Genomic DNA, 22,253 nt, shown 5'->3' on the forward strand with positions numbered 1-22,253 from the left:
GCGCAAAGCTGCTCATCCACCTCATGACCGGAAAACGATCCACCGGCTTGCCGGAAAGTACATTGACAAAACGTTCTTTACCGTTCATGGTTCTGCTCCTTTAGTAAAATTCATCACCGCATGATGTGTAATGTAACAACAGATCCCCTGACGGTATGTATACGGAATTGCTGTTCATGTATACGTTCTTGCGGAAATCCAATGGCATCGTTTGGATCCATACGATTATCCTTGAAGCAACAGGAGCCCTACTTGAATTTCAAAATACCGAACCGTGAACGGTTTTGATAATTATCGCTCGACCCGCTCCAAACCGTCTGTGATTTTCTTTTGTTCGAATCGGAATCGTCGATAGCGATGTCAAAGCCGATGAATTTTCCCTGTAGTGTCCCCAGGTGGTCGGATAAGGGTATCTTTATTTCGACTTTATATCCGGCCCCGTCTGCTTTTACAGCGGACAGGGTTACTCCTTTCAGTTTATTACTGGTAATACGCGCATCAGTGCGGCGCGGCGAGACAGCTATTTGAAACGTTGATTTATTGTATGCAGCCTGGTTGAGGTTTTCGGAAAGAAGAGGGAAGACGTCGATAAATATCTCGATGCAATCTTCATCCCAGGGCGCGTCTTTTATTATTGCCCCCGCGGCATCGTCAATAACTTTTACTCGGACAAGCAAATACCCCTCATCATCATAGGAAACTGAAAATTGAGCAGCAAGATCATTCTCGGAATCGATTTTGCCGTCCACGGTTTTGACGATAGAAGTAAATTCCGTGAACCGGTCTTTCTCGACCGGCAGTGTTTCAACAAGACCAGCCACCATGGACTGCTTGAGCATGCGCTCGGAGGTGCCGGCAAAGACAGTTAATGGGATTGCTTCGGGATTTCCTTTGATCTGTATCGGCAAAAGAAATATCTTTGATTCGTTCGCCGCGAACTGACTTGCTTCGGATTTTATCGGGGCTTCAAAAGAGGCGGCCTCCATTCTGAGTAAAACATCATTCACAGTCGCGCCTGAAATGTTGGATATGCTGATACAGGCATATCCATCCTTCGATATGATCGCCCGTCCAAGTTTAAGATTATTTTTACCGCGCACCGTCATTTTTTCCAGCGACTGCCCTGCCGCCACAGCATCAGCTCCGGTCCATTCCAGCCACAGCGGCGGACGATCCAGCCCGAGCGTCATTTTTCCTGAATGTCGCTCCAGTACCGTGCCGAACATGTCATGCGCGGTTACCGCCGCGTTGGGAGGCAGTGTTACAGAAAGTTCAACCGGGTCACGCAATGCCCATGCAGCGCTAAAGAGTTTGTCATCGTTCTTGTAAAGATAGCAGAGAACATCTGCGGTTTCAATCGTTTTAAGCGGAACAGCGCCGTTCAGGAAATGGCCGGCAGCGGAATTGGCGGCGAATTTGGCTGTCACATTAGCCGCGTGTCGCAGCGTTGGAAAATAGGTGTTCGGTAGATAGCAATTGGCGAATAGTTGCTCATAATAGAGCGGAAAGGACGCGCCAAGTCTTTCCCCCATATCAATAGCGTAACATCTGGTTATTGCGTCCGCAGTGAATTCATCGGCACTGAGCGATACATAGGGGTGAAAAGATGAAACAAGGTAGTACATCTCACCGTTCCAAAGTGGCTTGTCGATATTGTATTTTGAGAGGAGTCCTTTTGTCGCTCTTATCCCTTCCATGGCAGTATACGGTTTGCCGTTATCGATCCTGGCAGTATACGGGTGGAATGTGATGATGTCACAATATTTCGCGGCACCAAGTTTCAGACAATCTTCGATGAATCCGTTCTGATCGGCATTGTCATCGGAGGTCGCGCATATGCCGACGATCTTCGCAGCGGGGTCTGCCTTTCTGATCTCTTCCGAGGCGACCTGAAGATATTCCAAATAGTATTCGGGAGACAAATACCAATTCGGCTCGTTAAATATCTCATAATAGGGTATTTTCCCCGTGTAACGTTCGGCATAAGCTTTTACAAAATTCCTCCAGTCATCCAATTGAGGAAGGATTACACGATGAGGCGATTTACACCAGCCAAATGTACCATCCTTGCCGTCCGGGTTGCCAAGACGGTCGCGCTTTCGCGCCCATTCCGGAACCTCCCATTTGCCGATCGGTCGTTCAGGCTTATAAAGAAAGGTTCCGGGAATGCACACAACCAGATCGATCCCTTTCTGTTGCGCCAGTGCGACAATTGTGTCGACACGCCTCCATTGGAATTTTCCCTGTTCGGGTTCCAGGTCATCCCAGTTCCCTATATTTTTTTGTTGCCCCATTCTCGAAACATCAATCCGCCAGCAAGGCGGGTGCTGTCAGCAATTTGCTGCGCTGTACCGATGCTATCGGCGAAAAACGGTACTGGATCGCCGGGGAACGGGAGCCCGATATTTACAGCACCGTCCAGCGTACTTTGTACCCCGATCCGAAAGCCTTTTTTCGGCGAAGATGGTGGAAAAACCCGGACGAATGCAGCTGCAGACTGCGATGATAAATCTTCCGGCGGGCGCTGGGTAGCCAGTGGCAGTTTGCGATTATAGACGAATACCTCACCGTCAGGGCTTCCTGGCTGTAGGCTGGTGAAAATATTGAAATATCCGAAATTCTCCCCGCTGAACTCAAAACTTTTTCTTTGCGGCACACCGGGTTTCAGCTCAAAAATATGACTTTGCGATGATTCACTACGATTGAAGAAGCTGTTTTTCAGAGTAATTCCGATTGGCGTGGCGTTTTGGGGAACGGAATACGAGATCGCAATTACGTCGCCTTTGATTTTCCCCGGCGACACTATTATCTCAGGCACGTATACCGCTGCCTCTACCGCAGACGAAGGCACATAGTCAGAAAGTTTTCCTTCCTCAGTTTGCAGCCCGTCCAACCATACTGTGCCTGGTGTGTTAAATACGTTTTTACCATCGTTGCCGGCGACAACAGAAAAATAAAAGAACCGCGACTTTTCATTTCCCACGGTGAAGGCGAATGAATAACGCTTCCAATCACGCCCCAGGAGAAAACTGCCCCCGCCCATTTGCAGATCGAGTTTCGGGCCGCTGGTCATGATGCTTCTTAGCATTACCTGAACGGGATATTTTTCGGCAGCGCTTTTTGCCCAGAAGGAAACGGTCACCTCTTTTCTGGCATTTGCATAAAACTCATGTGAACTGAATAATACCGCATTGTTTTCCGGAACATCCAGACGAATGGAGTTCTTTCCAAATCTGGCGGTTGCATTATCTATCACCCAGCCCTGTCCTTTGTAATCCCATTTACCCTCCGCGTCAATTTTTACTAACCTTTGTCCCGACCAGCCCTTATCCCCAAGTTCGAAGCTCGAATTAAATAACAGATTTCGTCCAAAACGTGATCCCGATGGAACATCATCTGTCTTGTCTGACACATTTCCACTCAGCGTTTTCATTTCCTGTCCGCTGATCGAGCGATTATAAATCCGGATATCCTTGACCTGTCCCTCGCAAAAATAAGCGTTTGGTTGATTGGCGCCCGCGAACATGCCCCCGCCGATATAGATCGGCGCATCATTCGGGACTAACGACGTAATTGAATATTGTTTTGAATAGAGCATCTTTCCGTCGACAAATAGCGATACCACGCCGTTTTTATACGTTATGCCGCAATGGTGCCATCGATTTGCTTCGATCACCGGTTTCGGTGTCTCGGCTAATGTGTTCCATACTCCATCCGAATCCATGGCAGAGAATGTTAAGCGACCATCGAGCAAACCGGTCAGAAACTGAACTTTCTCGGGCTTCGTGTCGCGAATACCTTTAAATAACAAGTACTGACGGCCGGTATTCGATTTAACCGACAGCCAGAATGACAGCGTCAATTCACTTGTGCAGTTGAATATACTGTGGTTGGAAAGAATGTAAATTTTATTCATGCCCGTGACCAATGCGTCATCCTGCACAGCGATCTTTCCTGACAACGCGGATAACGTATGCTTTCCAGTCATGTCCTGCATACTGCCGCCTGTCGCATCTTTGAAGTCGAGGCGCAGCAGAAGTCCGTCGTCGGGTTTCTGCGCGTGTATGCATATCACGCATGCAAAGAGAATCGCCATAGCTCGTCCGATATAGTGTATTGTATGCAGCATGATCTTCCCCATTGGTTTTATGTTACTTGATTCCAATTCTATCACACACAGTCGTTTTTTCACAGAGCGCATCGTATAGTGCAGCAATATTTTCCACCGGCGTATCATCAGTAAACGAATGCGTCGGTCCTGCGATGAAACCCGTACCGTCAGCGTTTTCCCGCAAAAGCTGCCTGACATGTGCACGCACATCGTCGGGCGTTCCTTCAATTACTTTGTGTTGGCAATCGACAGCACCCCAAAGGCATAAGTCTTTCCCATATTCCTGCTTAATTTTCGCAAAATTATTCCCTTTCGCTTCTGTCTGAAGTCGTCCGGTACAGGTGATGCCCATTTCAATAAAATCTTTATAGAGCACTGAAAAGCCGCCGCAGCCGTGGAAGTAGGGGATGACGTTAAACTCATAGCAGATATCCACCGCCTTTTGCAGATACGGCTTGATGAATTCCCGCCACATGTCAACGCCGAAGAACATGCCGTCCTGTCCGGCCACGTCATCGCCGATGCCGACTATATCGACAAGGCCTTCGTTCACGGTAAGAAAACGACGCATGCGTTCGCAGTGATGATCGCTTACTTTTTTGAAAACCGCATGTGCCATATCGGGGTCGCCTGCCATGTCCATCATGATGTTTTCCATGCCGCGCATGCCCATTGCATATAATAGAAGTATATTCATATCATATGCGCAAACAGCTTTGTCTTTCAGTTCAGGAAGCATCCATTGTGGTATTGTATAGTTCGTCCAATCGGGGCTTGGCCACTTTTCATAGTTTACTATTTCGTCAACGCTTGTCGCGTTTTCAAGGGGCATTTTCTCATAGATGAGGACTCCGTCATGCAGGGCTGCATGAACGCTGCCGCAAGAGAAGTATTTATACCCGGGCGGAGGAATAGGCGCAGGATATATGAACCGTACATCACATCCAAGACGATCGATAATATCGAAATTACCATACGAGTTGGTACGATTCAGCTGGGATGTATCTATCCCGAGTCTTTCTGCAAGCATGGAGTTGATGCTGCCTCCGCTTAACATATAGCTGGGAACGCGGTCCACTTCCTGATGCCGGATGGAACGCAATACCCGTTCTTTTGATGTCATAACATTCCTCGCTAATATTCCTTTCTCCCCTTTCCCTTCCCAGACGTGCGCCTTTGGCGCAGCTGGCGGCAGAGCCGCCACGGGGGGAAAGGGGTGGGGGATAGGGGTGCGTTTTCAAGCAGATGCGGAGATAATCATAATACTAAGAGTGCCGTGATGCGTATACGCTTTTGCTATACCTGTACATGCTTTTGCGGATGGAATGTGAGGATGTCAAACGCTTGGAGCGTTATCCAACCGGCTCCGTGAACTTCTTTTTGCGACCTTCAGCAGCTGTGCACGATACGCGACGGGCGAATGCCCCGTTATATTCGTGAACAATCCCGAAAGATGATGCACGGACGCAAAGCCGAGCTCCGATGCTATCTCAGTGATGTTCATCGTCGTGCCTGCAAGCAGATGCTTCGCTGCGAGTATTTTACGCTCATGATAATATTCGCGCGGCGAATGCCCGGTGATGTCCTTGAAGAGGTGACTGACGCGGAATGTGCTTAGATTCCCTATCTCGGCAAGTGCGCTGAGACTGAAAGGCTCACTGCAATGCGCATCGATATGGTCCTGAATGCGGCGGCAGAGGATCCGATTGCGATCAGGCTGCGATGCCGTCGCATGCGGCGTTGCGGCGAGGGCGAAGAATTCCAGAAGAAGGTTCTTTACCGCAAGCTCGTTGCTTTCTTTGCGAACGGCGAGCGCTTTTACCGTATCCAGAATGCTGCGCGCGCGGACGCCCCCCTCCGGAGAGAAACGGGAGGGAAGGATGACGTCTGCGCCGAAATCGATAACATAGGAGAAGATGCGATAGGGGACGTATGGCTTTTCATTCGCACCGTGATATTTCTGTCCAGGAGAATAGATCGTGATCGTTTCCGGCAGAGACCGGTATCTTTTTTTATCGATGACGAGACTTGCTGCCCCTTCCTGCACATAACTGACCGTATGGGTTATCGGGCGTGCTATTTTTGTACGCCAGCGCCCATAGGATGTGTATTCAATAATCGACTTCAGGCAGGGATATATCTGTGAAAGGACGTTTTTCCTGTCAGAACAATAAATGCTGCGGCTCGATGTTGACATGTCGAGAGTATAGCATAGCGCGGGCATGCCTGCAACCCAAACTGGTGAATCGCGTGTACTACGCGCAGGATGCGCGGTAGTAAGTGGAAAATATTGCATCCCGCGTGAAACATGGCTTAGCGCCAGCCGAACATGGATGTTCGGCGAGAGCGACAGAACAGCAGTAAGTATATTTTGCACATTGTGCGTAAAATATGCAAAGTAATAGCATAGCTGACATTCATTCGCAAATGCTCAAAGATCCAGACGTGCGCGGACGACAAGCGACCGCTTGAATGCCGGAATGATGATCTCATCCCCATCAGCGCGAAGCGTCTGCCATGTGTCCGCCCACGGATCATATGCCTCTATCTTCGCGTTCGATAACTGCTCTGCGCTGAACCCCGGCTTCCACCGGGCATCGCTTACCGTGCGCGGATTTTCCCCGTCCTCAAGCTCATACTTCCAATCGCTTTCAGCATCGCGAAGCCAGGCTGTCACCATACGCGGACCGCTCAATTGCCATACGCGTATGCCGGGGATGTCGCGGCGCTCGGGCTGGAACTTTTCAGCGACAGGATCGATATCCTTTACTGCATTGGCGAATCGCTTCAGATGCCACCAGAGGTTATGCAGATCGAAGTAGTGATGGTCCCAGTACCAGCTCATGCCGCTGCCCGCCGCGCCCGCGAAGAACGGTGCGAAGAGCAGATCGTGCAGCAGCGTTCCTTTTTTGTCGCGTGCGAGGAGATGCGACGGTGCGACATAGTGCGGTTCCACGGCGCTGCATTCATTGAGGAGCAAAGGCCGGTCACCACCGCAGAGTGCGCGTACCGTGTGTATCGCATCACCGGCCATGATGTCCATGGGACCTCGCGCTGTTTCACTCCTGCGCGATCCCATATTGATGTAGCGGTGTATCTGCGCCATGGCATTACCGGGGATGGGTATGCCTTTTTGATATGTCTCGGCACCGCCTTCATAATCATCGCCGCCGTATGACTGCATCACCGGCTGCGATACGCGCCTCGCGACTTCCGGGAGCATGTACTTCGTCCACGCGACCCAGTCGCCCTCAACGCAGTTCACTTCGTTCCAGAGCTCCCATCCCATGACAGCGGTATCATTGCCTGTGATGTCGGCAAAGAAGTCAACACGCTTGAGATAATGTTCGCGCCCGGCTTTTCCATCGATATATTCTGCAATGGTATCCGCCGGTCCGCCTGCTGCTTTTGCCCACACCGGCTTGTGAAATGTCGCTGCACCGGGGAACAGCTCGTTCTCTTTGCGCGGGAATATGCTCCGTACATGATCGATGCATAATTTCAGCTTAACATCGCGCTCGCGCGCCCTGTCGAGTAAGACATGAAGCCGCCGTGCCGCTTTCGGATCGAATTCGCCGGCACGCTTCGTTTCCGGATCGAGCAGGGGCTGGCTCAGCCATATGCGGGCACAATTCCCGCCGTTGTCGGCGATGCGGTCAATCCATACGCAATGCCTGACAAGCGCTTCCGCCGGGTCGGTCCAGGCGCGTACGAACGCAGTATTGAGACCGATGGGTATCCATGTCTTTCCGCCGAGGGAGAGATAGCGCGGATCGGATGGATGCGCGGTGAGATGCTCTTGTTCGCTCATTTTTTATCGTCCTTCATTTTTGATCGCGCGGTAGAGGGTTTATCCGTTGTTCCCGAAACATTTGAATCCAGCCGTTCATCGAAATGGTCAGATATTTTTTCGGCGGTATGTGCAAGCAATGACAGAATCGCTTTTCTCTGTTCTGTTTTGAACCTGTACGATGGAAGGAAAACCCCGAGTGCTGCGATAACTGCCCCTTTCACACGAATGGGAATGGCTATCGAGGTGAGGTCATTCGTAATGCTGATTACCTTTCCCTGCGCACGGATACTGGACAACTCCATCACAAAATCGGCCTCTGAGCTTATCTCCGGCCAGAGTTCCCCGGGGAGTCCGTATTGTCTGAAATGTTTACGCTGTAACGCTTCAGGAAGTGAAGCCAGCAGCAGCCGTCCGGAGACGGAGCGGTACGGTGTTTCCCGTTCCTGCATGGGTGTATCCACCTGCACGCTCTTTGTCGATCGTATATGATGCACGATGATGCGCTGCCCATCGCGTAATACCGACAGCGCGATGTATTCCCCGGTGTTGAGTGAGAATTCCTCCAAGTACGGTTTTGCCGCTGCGAGCGGGTCCTGGTACCGCTCTCCCCGTGCGAGGGCATATACCCCTGACCCGAGCACGTATCCCTTTTTTCGCCCCAAGTGCTCGACATACCCGAGTGAAACGAGGGTCTGAAGAATGTGCACCATTGTCGGCGCTTTGAGCCCGGATGCATGTATCAATTCACTGAGCGTGTGCACCCTGCCGGACCCTTTTGCCATCATTTCAAGGACCGCGAAGGCGCGCTCTAATACCTGTATTTTTTTCATGTATACCGTTTGCACATCGTGTCGGCATATATTATTATTCCACTATGTGAAATAATAATATATCTATGATATAGATAATATAACCCTGGGGCAGGGAAAGTCAAATCCCCATGAGATGGTCAGGATACGGGGAGGCACACCGATCAGACATGGGCCGATGATACCCGAACCAAAATAGACTGATGGGGCCAAGCACCCACTCGAAGGACAGCGTATCGCCCCCTGGTGTCTTCTGAGTGTCGGACGATGACTGGAAAAGTGAAGCGATGTCGCTGATCATTCATTGCCCCCCGGATCAGCAGCAAAAAGTGCATGGCGAGAAGGAATTTGTCCATTTCCTTATCAATCCACGTGCATTATCTTCAATGGAGTTTGACGAAAGCAGAGGTGCAGTCAAAAGAGGGAGCTTCGATGAAATTGACGCTGAAACTTGCGACAATAGGGATGGCCGCGTTCGTACTCGGCACTGTTGCAGCGGGAGAAAATATCGTGAAAAGCGATGGAACGATAGTCTTCTCGGCGAACGAAGAATGGAAGATCGTGGATATGTCGGATGTTCAGATAAAAATGGGGAGCGCGCTCGATCTCTCATCGATCTCCGAATCCGGTCCGGCCGGGAAGCACGGCAGGATCATCGTCTCGAAGAACGGAGGGCTTGCGTTCGAGGACTCTCCCGATGTACCGAGACGATTCCTCGGTTTCGGTGTATTCTATATTTATTTCAAGCTGATGGATAAGATGGACACTGACGCGGCTCGGGAGTATTTGTTATCATTGGCGGGACTGATACGAAGACAGGGATACAATATCGTACGGCCGATGGCGATGGAATCGTATCTCATGAAAGGTGCGGCGGCCGACTGCGAGTTCAACCCTGAGCGACTCGACACTATCGACCGTTTTGCCGCCGAGCTCAAAGCGCAGGGTGTGTATACGTATCTTACCATCGCTGCCTATACGCTCGGGCGGACGAACACCGGAAAAGCATTCGAGGAGCGTAATGAGGATAAGCTGAAGATGTTCCTCGGGGATGCCGAGACCAGGGCTCGCTGGAAGGCGGTCACTGAAAAACGGCTCTCGCATGTGAATCCTTATACCAAGATCGCATGGAAGGACGATCCCGCCATTGCCTGCGTTGAATTTTACAATGAACAGGAGATCGGAAAGAATCCCGTGGTGCTCACACGCGTTTCACGAACCACCCGTGAGCTTTTTCTGACCGCATGGCGTGCCTGGCTCATCGAGAAATATAAAACACCTGAAGCATTAGCCGCGGCCTGGAACGAAAGCGCTGACACTGCATCCTTTGATGTGATCGAGCCTCCGAAAGATGACACCGGACAAAAGGGTATCGACCTCGGGTTTTTCTACATAGATCTTGCCCGTGCACAGATGGCTTGGTGTGAAGATGTAGTGCGGGGGACCGGCTACAAGGGGCTTATCGCGCAATTCAACTATTCCAAGAAAACATTCGACAGCGCCGTCCGGTGGGAAACATCGGCAGTGTCTACCATGAACGCGTACACAGGCGGCAGCACTGACGGGGTGCGCCCCGGATCGAAATGCTGGCAGGGCGGCTCTACCGGACTTGCAGCAAACTACTGGCGAGCGGCCAATGGCACGCGGCTTTCCGGCAGCCCGTTCATCATCACGGAGACGCATCATTATTTCCCGAATATCTATCAGCACGAAGAAGGGCTCATTTTTGCGCCATATTCGTCGCTTCAGGGGTTTGACGGTATCATACTGCACGAGGATCCGGTCGCCCCGGAGGCGCTTGATCTTCCCCATCCCTACGACGACTGGTCCGCGCGAAACCCGGTGGCGCGCGCCAACGACTTTATCACCGCATGCCTATTCCAGCGCGGCGATGTGAAGAAGGCCGCTCATCGCGTCGAATTGCAGATCCCTTCTCAGTACTTGCACGCAAGCGGGAACAAAGCGATCAATACCGAACAGGATAAGATCGCTCTCATGACAGGTTTCAGCATAACCTTTCCGGAAATAAAACGACTTACAAAGTCCGCATCGATACGCCCCCCCGACAGCGTCATCCTTCCCGACAGCGGCGCGGAAGTTATTGCCGGGGAATGGTCTACGAGCGTCGAGGCGTCAAGGAATTCCGCATTCTCATTGAAGGGATTCGTCGAAGGAATGAGGTCCAAGGGGATACTGCCTGCGGATAATCTAAGCGATCCGGATCGTGAAGTATTCCAGAGCGAAACAGGTGAGATAACCATGCGTGTTCGGGAAAAGCTCGTTCGTGTGGTAACCCCCCGGACCGAAGGTGTATCACTCCCGGCGGACAGATCGGAATCGCTTTCCTGTCTGCGCGTGGAGGGCTCAAGCATCCCGGCTGCCATTGCAGCCGTTGCTGTTGATGAAAGGCCGCTTGCTTCATCCAAGCGCGTAGTGTTGGTCTACAATACTGAAATGGCATTCACCGGCATGGAGCTTTCAGCACTGAACACATCCACCGGCTGGCAGACAATGTACAAACAGGGAACAATGCCCATACTTATGCGCACGGGAAAGCTCAACGCCTCGCTCACCTGCAAAGATGCGTCGAAGTTCGCGCTCTATGCGCTAAAAGTCGATGGCACACGCGCTGAAAAGCTTCCCGTCTCCGTTGCTGACGGTGCGCTGAAGATCGAGATCGATATCGCATCGCTTAAGTACACCACGCCGTTTTTCGAGCTTGTCGCTGAATAGGCAAAAGAAGATGTCGAAAATGAAAACACTTTTTTCATAAGGGCGAACGATGCGGTTGTTTTTACGGTGCAACGGTAGAGACGGCTCCGCAATGCGCCGCTATTTTGTCACGACGACGCACAGATGCGGTATCGCATACGAAGCGTCGCTGAATCCCTGATGTTCCGGTACTGCGACTGTTCCCGCCGGGAGGTCCTGCGCATAGACGGCATCGGAGAATATCGTCTTTCCCCCGTCCGTTGTCCATTTTGCGGTAAGCGGCGTGCGCTTCCACTCCGAGGGAAGATTCGCGTTGTTCTTCATCATGACGAAGAGATACACCGTGGACGGTACATCGATGGTGAATGTATATGCGATACCCGGTTTCGCACGATCGCCGCGCGGTACGGTAATGCTCGGACTGTTCTCAAGCGTCGACGGTATCTCGATCATCTTGTACAGGGTGTCGGCACAGCGCAGCCTGTCCTTCGTCAGCGGAGCAACATCGGTCTTGATGTTCTTCGGCGACGTGATGACCGCGTCCGCCGCATAACAGACGGCAAGTGTGGTGAGCGCAAGGATGATGCTTCGTAATGTCGTGTTCATGATGTCTCCTGGTCTTGTGCTTTTATTCTATTACACTTATCGTCAATCGCAAGTGCCGTACGTTCGTTGATCGTTCCCCTGGCCCGGCCGCTCTTTCGCGAAGTTTTTTCAGGTGAACCAGATCGGACTTGCATACGCAACGTGATTATCCATCTGTATGGCCCGCACATACCAGCTCGACTTTCCGGCGTCACGAATGGTCATTGTCTCCTGGAAATCGACCGCATACGGTTTGAAGCGCCGGAAGAGTACGCCGTTCCTGAAAATATCCACCGCTTTGAATTTACTTTCGCCGGATAGCGATATCGATAGTTTCTTCTCATCGACCGCAGTAAGCCGTGAGCCCATGAGAGAGCCGTTCATCGTGAACAAAAGGCGTATCCGCGCATTGGTGGTGCCGTAGACATGACGGTTGCGTATCGCTTCGAATATCGCTTCGCGGGTAAGCTCGCGCGCGAAGACGGCCGTAAGTCCATTGTTCCCGGGATTGCCGATATGACCGTCGGAATTGCAGACGAAGCCGCAGGGATAGCCGTTCTGCAGAAAATAATTCCCGCATCGGTCGCTGCGGAACGGTTTCGATGTCGATAGACCCGTCTCGAGCGCCCCTTCGCGTTCATAGCTCCCGTGGCATGAATTGATCTCAAGCACCGGCTCTATGCGTTCGTCTGGGCATCGATACCATTCGTTTACGGGCAGGCTTCCGGTATTATGAAAGTGCGGAATGCTGAGATAATCCCGTCCTTTGAATTTTTCCCAGAGGGTACGGATATCTTTCAATGATGGGTCATCGATCTCTGCGTAGGAGATGTCCTCGTTGAGCACTATCGCCGTGTCGCCGCGGGGGCAGCGGTATTCAAAACCCGGGAATGCGATGAATTCTCCCGCCGCCGTGAAGCGCTTAGCCGTGGAGCAGATGATCTCCCAGTTCTTTTCGCCTATCTTATTGCGCTCGCTGTCCCACGGCTGATGATGATCGGTAAGTGCCGCGAAATCGAGCGCGGCCACATCGCGGGCATAGGTGAAGTGACGTTCAGGCGTGCTGTTGCTTTTCTGGCGGTCCGCGCAGTCATTGGATATCGATGAATGCGTGTGCATATCGCCGAAATAGATGTGCATGCTGTCAAAGACATCGTTCAATGCGGGGCTTTGCGATAACGGCAACGAGTTCGATACAACGGAAATGTGCGGGGCGTTGAATTCGTACACGCCGCTTGTATTCTTCACCGCCGCGAGATTTCCCTGTAAGAATCCGTCAAGCGAATCCGTTCTGCAAATGTTGGCGAACCTGTCGAGTATCTGCAGGTATGCTTTTTTCGTCCTGCGCAGGAGCCTGAGCGACACGGGTTCACGCGGCAGTATCTCTATGTCGAGCGGTATCTCTGCATCCGGGACCGGGCGTTCATAGCCTTTGAAATCCCGGGCAAGATCGGGGAATGCCGTGTCGCGGTTGATGAAATATCGTACATGTACGGTATCATGGAAGTCGGGGAAGGTGAGGGTAGATACGACCTTGGTGCCGACACCGAAACCGTTGACGACATCCCCCCATTTGACGATGATCTCATCACCCGCCGAGAGTTTTCCATCCTCGATATCGATGACGAACATCCGCTGTGTTCTACCGCCCATGCCCTGTACCGCGCATTTTTTCGCGAAATCCTCGGTGGCGATATCCCAGACCTTCCTTGAATAGACGACATCGGGGTTCGAGCAGTACACCTCGGTGTAGCCGTCCTCCGACGGCAGATAGCATGTCGGGCGCGAATATTTCAATGTGCCGGGCATATCGAAGACGATGCGGCTTTTTTCGGAGATGAAATCTTTCCCTATTACAAGGCGAATGGTGATGGTAATGCTGTCGCCCGCCAGCACCTGCCCGGGCGTGAGATCTGCCGAGATAAAATACTCTTTCACGTTCTTCTCCATGGATTTCTATTCCGGTATCACCACGGCCATATGCGGGATCCCGAACGTACCATCGTTGCCGTCATGCTGCGGCACATCGATCCTCCCGCCTTCGGTCTTCAGGACATAGACATCATCGGTCATGGCGAGCTTCTCATTAATGCGATAGGTGACGGTCATATCGGTCCTTTTCCAGTCGGATGGCGGCATGTACCCCGCTTTGCGCATAACAATGATATAGAGTGCCGAGGGTGATGTGACAGAGAACGAAAATCCCTTGCCTGCGGTTTTGGGATCGCCTCGGGGAACTGCGATGCATGTCTGGTCCGAGAAATTATCTGGGAAGTCGGTAATCTCATAACGTTCGGCGCAGCGCTTTATCCCTTTTTTTATTCCGGTGACCGCCGCATCGCGCGGGACATCCTTTATCAATTCATTGTGCGCCGCTTTCTTTTTTATCGCGGCATTCTGTTTAAGATCGGCATATGTTTCACCGCTGAAAAACGCAATCGGCCGATCGAGCGATGGGCAGGCGAAAGAGCCGTTCTGCCGCTCTATGATGAACGGGTGATATTCTTTTATATTGTACTGGTAATACGGCCGGACATTCGTCCAGAATTTTGTCGGCTCAAGCCATGCCTGGTCCCCCGGGTTGGAAATGAGGATGTCGTCGACATTCCTGAAAAGCAGATGCGCGGAGCCCTTGAGCGCGGTCGCATAGCCCCCCAGGCCGAAAACGCGGATATGACGGCTGTCGTGCGCATAGAGGAATCGCGTCTGATGTTCGGTCTTTATGCCGTAGATACTTACGTCGGCAGCATTCGATATTTCGCACTGTGCGAATACGTCGGCATCCTGGGCGTGCATGTGGTAGAAGGCGATAGGCTCTTTTGTGTTCCGTAAGGACAGATGGCGATAGCTCGGCATATAATTATAGACGCTTTCCTTGTAAAAGTTGTACCATTTCCCGCCGCCGTTGTTCTCGATGAGCACCATGGGGCGTACCGAAGTGTAATTGCTGATACCCGCCGGCATCGTTGCGGGAAATCCATACGGACGGATCGATCCCACATCGATGCTCCGGCATATCGATCTTCTTCCGCATTTCCAATTTAGTGCATAGTTATGGAGGATGTTGTCATTGACCCCGCTTTTCCCCTGTACCGACGGGCATATGCCGAGAAAGGCTATCACGGTCCGTGCCTGGGCGTCATCTGCCGTTTCCACCAGCGGTGTACCCTCCGCCGCACCGCCGAATTGCTCCCCTGAAATGATATGCGAGAGTGTATGGTCGATGCCGATCAGTTTTGTGTTCGGCTTGAGCCGGAGTGTAGCTGTAATAAGATAATACCCCTTGGGGAGGAAGACGATCTCGTGAGCATCAATGGCATTCTGCAGCGCTTTTGTATCATCAGTCACTCCGTCGCCTCTTGCACCGATGGCCGAATCCTTCACATTCACCGCGCCTTTTTCCCATGACGGGAAATCATTTCCCCAATAATGCCGTGAGCACAGGTTGGACGGGGGGGCTTCATTCCGGGCGGAAAAGACTATCGGCGATCTTTTCTCTTCGACATAGGGGGATGTGTCGAATGCATAGCCTCGATGATCCGGCGGTTTCACGGATGAGGCGAGGTGACGAACCGCTATCCACCCGGAGGGATTCCCTTTTCGATCATCCGAGATAATGGCGGCATTCTTTATATATACATTATTGAAATAAAAATCACGCTCGCTTGCTAGTGCGCGGTTATCCGGGGATGGCTTTTCAAATTCAATAATGCTGTCTATCATGGCGATGCTGCCGTTAAACGGGGCATTCGCTTCCTGCGCGGCGTTCTTTATCGCAGTGTGTGCGCTCGCGCAAGTGATATGCCAGCCGATGGCGATGAACGGCCCGCGCGATTTATTAACGAATGCAGCTTCTGTTTGGCTGGAAAGCCGAACGTACGTCATGGTGGGTGTCGGCTGCGTTCCGGTATCGGTTTCTTTGAACTCCGGCGGGAAACCGCGCGTGTCGATGCCGATGCGTCCGCCGATGACCGTTATCGCATGATGACTGCCGCCGCTTCCGGAAGCGCCCAGCATGCCGGTATGACCGTGCGTTGCATCAATGGTCACGTTCTGAACGCTCGAACCCTCCGCCGCCTGCATGCGGATACCGACCGCGCCGGCATTCGCTTCCCCGATGACAATATCAATATCATGGAAGGTTTGATTGTACTGGCTTGCAGCGAACGGTCTTTCGGGATCATTATACGCTTTCAAGCCGACCTTAGGACATGAACTGCTCAGGAAATGGATGACTATCTTTCGTTTTTCCGGCTCGTTGAAGCCGGGGGCATTCGGTGCGAGAAGAAGCCGCGCGCGTTTTTTCGGATCGCGTACCGATCCGATCAATATACACGGATGAGCCGTTGCGTTCAGTATCCTGCCGTTCCCGCGTACCTCGAGTTTATTCCTGCATACTATCGTGTCCGAAATAAGATATATCCCCGGCGGGAAAAAGCATGCCATCTGATGATCGCGGCTGAAGTCGACGGCGGATTGGACGGCCTTTGTCGAATCGTTCTTACCGGAAGGGTCGGCATTGAACGGGGCGGCGGTGACATCGACGAAACCCATGGCGGCGAGCGCTTGGTTTTCCAGCTCAGACGGAACGGTAAGATCGAGCCCTTCTGCTATCGGCGAGGCGACCAGGGGATGTATGTATGGCACGAACAGTTTCCATCCCTCTTCGGTGAGATTGTTCTTACGCTTGATGAGCTCGATGAATTGTGCATCGAATTCCTGTGCCCCGGCGGTGAAGCAGGCAAGGGCTATGTATAGGAAAAATCGCATGTGTGCACCTCCTGCATACTTCAACGTTTATTTATCAAATGCGGGACAATATCGCCGGTTTCGAGAAAGAATTTCAGTATGCGCTCGCGCATTACAAGGGCTGTTTCGCGCATAGCCGGTTCATCGATGATATTCTTTTGTTCGTTTGGATCGCTCACGAGATCATAGAGCTCATCCTTCTCGAAAAGCCGAAGCACATATTTATGCGTTCGGGTGCGGCACATCACCGCCTTGCCGTGTTCGCCCGATTCACTTCGATGCATCATGACACGCGGGTAATACATGCCGCTCGGCTCATCATTGCCCGCGGTTGTTTCGGTGCAATGCCGCTCTCCGGCGAGCCGCCCGCCCTCACAGAATACCGCATCCCGGTGTGTTGTGTCAACTCCCTGCATGAGCGGTATGAGCGACTTGCCGAAATGTGAATAGCCGGGTGTTATACCGCTTAGTTCGAGAACCGTTGCAGGAAAATCGATGAGCTCGACGAGTGCATCGCGTACTCCGGGCCTGACAGGAATGTCCTTGGGCGGCTTTATCACGAATGGCACGCGTGTAAGCACATCCTCGAACGTGTTTTGCGATTTTTCAACGACGCCGTAGTCGCCGGCAAAGTCACCGTGATCGGAAAAGAAGAACACCGCCGTGTCGTCGTATATCCCCGCTTCGCGCAACGCGCTCATCACCATGCCGAATTGATGATCGACGCGTGCGCACATCCCGTAATACACCGCGCGCAGCTCCGTCCAACGCTCTTCGCACCAGCCATCCATGCCGAGCCGCTCATGGAGGCCCCTCAGCATGCCGGATTTTCCCTGCCATTCGCGGATGCGCGGCGGCGCCTTTGTACGGTCTATCATGGAGAACCATGGGTCTTCAACAGCATAGGGCGGATGCGGGTAGGAGAGGGCAAGGAACAGGCACAGGGGTTTATCCGTCGGGCGGTTCTTTATCTGCGCTATCGCTTCATCGACAACAGCCCAGTCAGAATCATAATGAACTGTATCTCCTGCGGTATCGAGTTTGCCGGCAAAGAACGAATAGTACGTATCGCTTCCCGGTTCACCACGCCACGCATGCGCGTTATCATTTGCGCGGAACGGTTGCAGTTTTCTGTCGTTACGGGTGCCTTCACGCTTTGCCTGAAAACGCTCATGACAGTACGGTTCGCATGAGCTCTCGCCGGGAATAAGATCGTTCTTGCCGCCCCACCATACATGATACCCGCTGTCTTTCAATGTCTTCAGCAGCACCGGTTCATCGGGCTGCATCATGTATGTCATGGAGCGATGCCCGCGTACGTGCAGATACCAGCCGCTCATGAAGCTGCAGCGGCTCGGCGTGCACACCGGGTTCTGGCAGAACGCTCCGCTGAACGATACGCCGTCAACAGCCGTAACAGAATCGAGATTGGGAGTTGCCGCTGCCGGATTTCCCAGATGGCGCATCCCGTCAGCGCGCATTTCGTCAGGATTGAATATAACGATATGCGGTTTTTTTTCGAGGGAGGACACTATATTTTTTCCCCATTTGCAAGCGGACAGTGAATGATGCAGCTTTCCGCCGTCACCGGCCGGTACTTCTGTATCGGGTCGGTTCCGCGAAGCGCTTCGGCGAGATTTTTGTCGTCGACAGCTTCCGGCGGTTTAACGAATTTCGTCTGTGCGCCGATGTACTTCATGCCGTCTTCCCCGCAGAGCGCGTATTTGCATGACCAGTCGCATTTCTTCGTGTTGCGGTAGATATACGTCGCCTTTCCGCCGTCGATGGAGAGCGATACCGCTTTGTCTTTGTACAGCGCACTCGCCGGGCATACGGTAAGACATTTGCCGCAGGCTTTGCATGTGGTTTCGATCTTCGCTTCATATTTGAGCGGGGCAGCGGTGAGCGGCGCATCGGTAACGATAGTGACGAAGCGCTGATTGATCCCGTACTCTTTTGTGTTCACCGTTCCGTTATAGGTCAGTTCGCCGAGGCCGGCTGACACAGCTTCGAATGCACCCGCTGTCGCATCCGCGATATAGCCGCGGGGATTGCCCACCTGCGAGGCGATGCCGATCATGTCGTAGGACCAGACGGCATGGTAGCCCATCTTTGCGAGCTTTTTCGTCACCGCAAGCGCCGCCATGCCGAGCATGCGATAGGTCTGATACGATGTGAACACATACGGCCCCACCGCCTCAGCCGGCGGTTTTTCCGCGCGTTCGACGACAGCTTCGGGATAGTGAATGCCGATGACAAGGACGTTCTTCGCGCCCTTAAGATATTCATCGGTCGTTCTGAGATGACGCGAGGTGCTCGTTATCTCCGGATTAAAATCCATATACCGTGTATTTTTGTCCTTCGCGGTAAGTATCTCTTCATTTTCTTTCACCGTACGCAGTTCCTTCACAAGCGCATCAAGCCGTGACGCAGGCGACACGCCGACAAGATCGGCGCCCGCTTCCTTCGCCGCCGCGGTGACGGCGTCGGTGAGCGATAGTTTTTCCAGGGACTGTTCCTCTGCGGAAAAATCGAATGTTTCCTTCGTGAAATTCGCGCTCGTTACGATGGTGGTGATGAGCGTGATATCATCGCCCGCATCGCCCTCGATCTTCGTCGCATGTGTCGCGTGATCTATCGTCGAGCTTGATGAAGACTGCGCACCTTTCGAGAAGCCGTGCAATGCGGCGACCTTATCGTTGTCGATCTTCGTCTGCACAACGGCGCTGTAGCCGAGCCGTTCGAGATAGCGCGTCATATCGTATGCAGCGAAGTGAAGCCAGAAGCCTGCGCTCTCGCCGTATTTTCCTGAAAGTGATCCGCGATCAGCGGCCTCTTTGGGGAGATTCGTTTTGATGCCGAGCACGATGGCGCTTTTGCCGTCCGGAAGATGCTCCGGGAGCGGCACACCGCCGTCCGCGAGCGTCTTATCATCCGTAAAACCGATGAGATCGAGATGTGCACGGTACCCCATGCCGACGACGGTATCGATGATGTCGCGGTGCACCGGCGTATCGTTCGGTGTAACGTGACGTTTGCGGCGCCAGGTGTCGGTATACGACGGTTCGCTCACGCGTAAGTTTTTTGGCAGACACCAGCGCAGGCAGCTTCCCATCTCGCCGCCGCGCATGCCGTGTTTCTTCACGTTCTCAAGGATGGCCTTCTCATCCACTTTTTCGGGTATGGGGAGATCGAGGTCGAGATCGAAATGCTCGCCCCAGGCGCAGCGCCAGAGATTCTTATTGCAGAACTTGTATTTTTTGTCCTCTATCTCGAGCACGTTCGTTCCGTTCACTTCCTTGCGGTACGCGTTCGTCTTGCAATGCTTCACGCAGTCCATGCATTTGTCGCAGACGCTGCCCGGTTCGAGGAGCGGATCGGGCGCGAGGGCGGCTTCGGTGATGATGGATATGAACCGGTTGCGTGCGCCGAATTCAGGCGTGAGCGCGAGCCCGTTCCAGCCGAGATCGGCGAGGCCGGCGGTGACCGGTGCGTAGATGTTCGAGATGTCCGGTGCGAATATCGCCGTCAATTCCTTGTAGGGCCGATAGCGCCATATATTGCTCGATGCTATGGGAACGGTCTTGTATCCTTTATCATCAAGGAGGCGCGCGATCTTGAACGCGATGAGGTCGAGGCGATTGTTCATCGTATACTGCACGGCATAGGGGCCGATATCCTGCGGGGACGGGCGTCCGCCGAGTTCGATACATGCATCGGGGTGATGTACCGCGCAGACGACGACCGACTTCGCCGTGGGGAGTATCCCCTGCGGGCTCATCATGATGGGGGCTTTTATCCAGCGCTCGATGTTCGAGACGCCGACAAGATCGCTTCCGATCTCTCGTGCGAACTTCTTTACGTCCAGTGTGAGTTTCATGTCTTTCATCGTACTGCTCCTGATGTATTTATTTTCTGTGCGAGCGAGCGTGCGGCTTCCCGCATCGCTTTTTCTATATGAACTTTGTGATCGCCGATATATCTGCTTGCCGGGAGAAAGACGCCGATGGCAAAGCGTGCGCTCCCGCTCTTTTCAATAACAGGAACGCTCAGCACGGCGGTCTCGTTCTTGACGCGTATGACGATGCCGTCTTGGCGTATCGTATCGAGCAATGCGATGACCTTTTCTTTTGTCTGTGCATGCTCACGTTCTTCCGATGTCGGGAGTCCGCGCGCTTTGATGACGGCACTGCGTGTCTCATCGTCGGAGAAGGCGAGCAGCATCCATGATGTTTCAAGACCGTAGAATGAACGAGCGCGGAAAACGTCCATGCTCACGGCCACTTCGCGGTCGGCATCCGCTTTTGCCACGGTATATCGTTCTATTCCGCGCAGCTCCGCGATGACCGCCGATTCCCGGATAGACACGGAAAGGTTCCGTATCGCGCTTTCGAGTACCGATGGATCGATATGCGATTTGAACGTGAGCACGGAAAATCGGTCCGAAAGGGCGTATATCCCGTCGGCATCCTTCACCAGATATCCCCGGTCCTTGAGCGATTTGAGTATATTGCTCGTGGTGTTCTTGGGGAGCTTGACCGCTTCGGCGATAAGCCTGAGGCCGGATGGCCCTTTTCCCAGGAATTCGAGGATGGTGAATGTTCTATCTATGACTTGTATCATATTCAATAATAGTGAACCATGTATAATAATATTGTACGACGAATATATGCATGAAACCAACGGAAGTCAAGCGGTGATCATCATTGATGAGGGGGGCATCTTAAGAGACTTTTGCGAAAAGACTATTTGCCAATAACGAAGGATAATGAGCATCAAAATTCAATTAGAATCGATGAGAACAGCGGGTTGCAGCCCGCTGTTCTCTATTTTCGCGACAGTTTAAAGGAGATTGACGCAGAATGGAATTCGTGTATAGTTCATCATCAGCAAGGCGACATCAGGAGTGTAGCGCCCATGATGCAGGAACTCATCAGGAAAAGTCGAAGCTATCGCCGCTTTGATGAAAGTCATGCGATCGATACGGCAACGCTCCGGAAGTATATCGACGGCGCGCGGCTTTCGCCGACGGGCGGGAACTCACAGCCGCTGAAATTCATGCTATCCAATACCCCGGAGCGCAATGCATTGATATCCCCGAACCTGCTCTGGGCCGCGCTTCTCAAGGAATGGGGCGGTCCGAAGGAAGGGGAACGTCCGAGCGCATATATCATCATTCTGCTTGATAAAGAGATAAAGAAAGACGCCGGCATAGATCATGGTATCGCGGCGCAAAGCATTATTCTCAGCGCAGCGGAAGAAGGGCTCGGCGGCTGCATGATAGGCAATGTGAAACGGATACCGCTTTCAAAAGCGCTTTCCATTCCGGACAGGTACGATATACTGCTCGTCATCGCGCTCGGGAAACCGGCGGAAACGGTCATTATCGATGATATTCCAACCGGCGGCGATACGAAGTACTATCGTACGGCGGACGGCGCGCATCATGTGCCCAAGCGCAAGCTCGATGACATCATACTTTCGTAAGAGGGGG

Annotated in this window: 14 protein-coding genes; 2 read left to right on the top strand and 12 right to left on the bottom strand. The window is 52.6% G+C overall.

The features are described 5' to 3' along the window. Positions 1-248 precede the first annotated feature (248 nt). The 6 genes from AABZ39_15585 to AABZ39_15610 form a co-directional block, all read right to left on the bottom strand. Positions 249-2,294, bottom strand: coding sequence for a sugar-binding protein (locus AABZ39_15585; GenBank protein ID MEK6796201.1), 2,046 nt, complete (start codon positions 2,292-2,294; stop codon positions 249-251). After that, positions 2,273-4,096, bottom strand: a complete 1,824-nt coding sequence (locus tag AABZ39_15590; protein ID MEK6796202.1) for a LamG domain-containing protein — start codon at positions 4,094-4,096, stop codon at positions 2,273-2,275. Before AABZ39_15590 ends, AABZ39_15585 begins: the two co-directional genes overlap by 22 nt. Positions 4,097-4,151: 55 nt before the next feature. Then, the gene (locus AABZ39_15595; protein ID MEK6796203.1) at positions 4,152-5,234 is read right to left on the bottom strand and encodes a uroporphyrinogen decarboxylase family protein; all 1,083 of its coding nucleotides are present in this window, start codon (positions 5,232-5,234) and stop codon (positions 4,152-4,154) included. A 213-nt stretch (positions 5,235-5,447) separates the two neighbouring features. Then, positions 5,448-6,308 carry an AraC family transcriptional regulator gene (locus tag AABZ39_15600; GenBank protein ID MEK6796204.1) on the bottom strand — a complete coding sequence of 287 codons (861 nt, stop codon included), beginning with the start codon at positions 6,306-6,308 and terminating at the stop codon, positions 5,448-5,450. Between the two features lie 234 nt (positions 6,309-6,542). Continuing rightward, positions 6,543-7,922 (bottom strand): hypothetical protein, encoded by a 1,380-nt coding sequence (locus AABZ39_15605; GenBank protein ID MEK6796205.1) that lies wholly within the window; start codon positions 7,920-7,922, stop codon positions 6,543-6,545. Next, entirely contained in the window at positions 7,919-8,734 is an 816-nt protein-coding gene (locus tag AABZ39_15610) for an IclR family transcriptional regulator (GenBank protein MEK6796206.1), read from the bottom strand. The genes AABZ39_15605 and AABZ39_15610 overlap by 4 nt, the downstream gene beginning before the upstream one ends. A 411-nt stretch (positions 8,735-9,145) precedes the next feature. Here AABZ39_15610 and AABZ39_15615 point away from each other — a divergent pair, with 411 nt between their 5' ends. Beyond that, positions 9,146-11,446, top strand: a complete 2,301-nt coding sequence (locus tag AABZ39_15615; protein MEK6796207.1) for a hypothetical protein — start codon at positions 9,146-9,148, stop codon at positions 11,444-11,446. 99 nt (positions 11,447-11,545) lie between these two features. Here AABZ39_15615 and AABZ39_15620 read toward each other — a convergent pair whose 3' ends face one another. The 6 genes from AABZ39_15620 to AABZ39_15645 form a co-directional block, all read right to left on the bottom strand. Further along, positions 11,546-12,031 carry a hypothetical protein gene (locus AABZ39_15620; GenBank protein ID MEK6796208.1) on the bottom strand — a complete coding sequence of 162 codons (486 nt, stop codon included), beginning with the start codon at positions 12,029-12,031 and terminating at the stop codon, positions 11,546-11,548. 108 nt (positions 12,032-12,139) lie between these two features. Next, complete coding sequence (locus AABZ39_15625; GenBank protein ID MEK6796209.1) at positions 12,140-13,948, bottom strand: DUF3604 domain-containing protein; 1,809 nt, start codon at positions 13,946-13,948, stop codon at positions 12,140-12,142. A gap of 18 nt (positions 13,949-13,966) precedes the next feature. Beyond that, positions 13,967-16,780, bottom strand: coding sequence for a glycosyl hydrolase family 28-related protein (locus tag AABZ39_15630; protein ID MEK6796210.1), 2,814 nt, complete (start codon positions 16,778-16,780; stop codon positions 13,967-13,969). A gap of 20 nt (positions 16,781-16,800) precedes the next feature. Beyond that, positions 16,801-18,291, bottom strand: coding sequence for a sulfatase-like hydrolase/transferase (locus AABZ39_15635; protein ID MEK6796211.1), 1,491 nt, complete (start codon positions 18,289-18,291; stop codon positions 16,801-16,803). Next, a complete protein-coding gene (locus AABZ39_15640; protein ID MEK6796212.1) occupies positions 18,291-20,648 on the bottom strand; it encodes a hypothetical protein in 2,358 nt (785 codons plus the stop codon). The genes AABZ39_15635 and AABZ39_15640 overlap by 1 nt, the downstream gene beginning before the upstream one ends. Beyond that, positions 20,645-21,382, bottom strand: a complete 738-nt coding sequence (locus AABZ39_15645) for a helix-turn-helix domain-containing protein (protein ID MEK6796213.1) — start codon at positions 21,380-21,382, stop codon at positions 20,645-20,647. The genes AABZ39_15640 and AABZ39_15645 overlap by 4 nt, the downstream gene beginning before the upstream one ends. 294 nt (positions 21,383-21,676) lie before the next feature. On the opposite strand from AABZ39_15645, the gene AABZ39_15650 reads away from it, so the two are divergent. After that, on the top strand, positions 21,677-22,246 hold the full coding sequence (locus AABZ39_15650; protein ID MEK6796214.1) for a nitroreductase family protein: 570 nt from the start codon (positions 21,677-21,679) through the stop codon (positions 22,244-22,246). The last annotated feature ends 7 nt before the right edge of the window (positions 22,247-22,253 follow it).

Source organism: Spirochaetota bacterium (genome assembly GCA_038043445.1).
Classification (GTDB): domain Bacteria; phylum Spirochaetota; class Brachyspiria; order Brachyspirales; family JACRPF01; genus JBBTBY01.

Coding starts and splice junctions, on each gene's coding strand:
- AABZ39_15585 (MEK6796201.1), bottom strand. CDS start 2,294: ATGGGGCAACAAAAAAATATAGGGAACTGGGATGACCTGGAACCCGAA.
- AABZ39_15590 (MEK6796202.1), bottom strand. CDS start 4,096: ATGGCGATTCTCTTTGCATGCGTGATATGCATACACGCGCAGAAACCC.
- AABZ39_15595 (MEK6796203.1), bottom strand. CDS start 5,234: ATGACATCAAAAGAACGGGTATTGCGTTCCATCCGGCATCAGGAAGTG.
- AABZ39_15600 (MEK6796204.1), bottom strand. CDS start 6,308: ATGTCAACATCGAGCCGCAGCATTTATTGTTCTGACAGGAAAAACGTC.
- AABZ39_15605 (MEK6796205.1), bottom strand. CDS start 7,922: ATGAGCGAACAAGAGCATCTCACCGCGCATCCATCCGATCCGCGCTAT.
- AABZ39_15610 (MEK6796206.1), bottom strand. CDS start 8,734: ATGAAAAAAATACAGGTATTAGAGCGCGCCTTCGCGGTCCTTGAAATG.
- AABZ39_15615 (MEK6796207.1), top strand. CDS start 9,146: ATGAAATTGACGCTGAAACTTGCGACAATAGGGATGGCCGCGTTCGTA.
- AABZ39_15620 (MEK6796208.1), bottom strand. CDS start 12,031: ATGAACACGACATTACGAAGCATCATCCTTGCGCTCACCACACTTGCC.
- AABZ39_15630 (MEK6796210.1), bottom strand. CDS start 16,780: ATGCGATTTTTCCTATACATAGCCCTTGCCTGCTTCACCGCCGGGGCA.
- AABZ39_15640 (MEK6796212.1), bottom strand. CDS start 20,648: ATGAAAGACATGAAACTCACACTGGACGTAAAGAAGTTCGCACGAGAG.
- AABZ39_15645 (MEK6796213.1), bottom strand. CDS start 21,382: ATGATACAAGTCATAGATAGAACATTCACCATCCTCGAATTCCTGGGA.
- AABZ39_15650 (MEK6796214.1), top strand. CDS start 21,677: ATGATGCAGGAACTCATCAGGAAAAGTCGAAGCTATCGCCGCTTTGAT.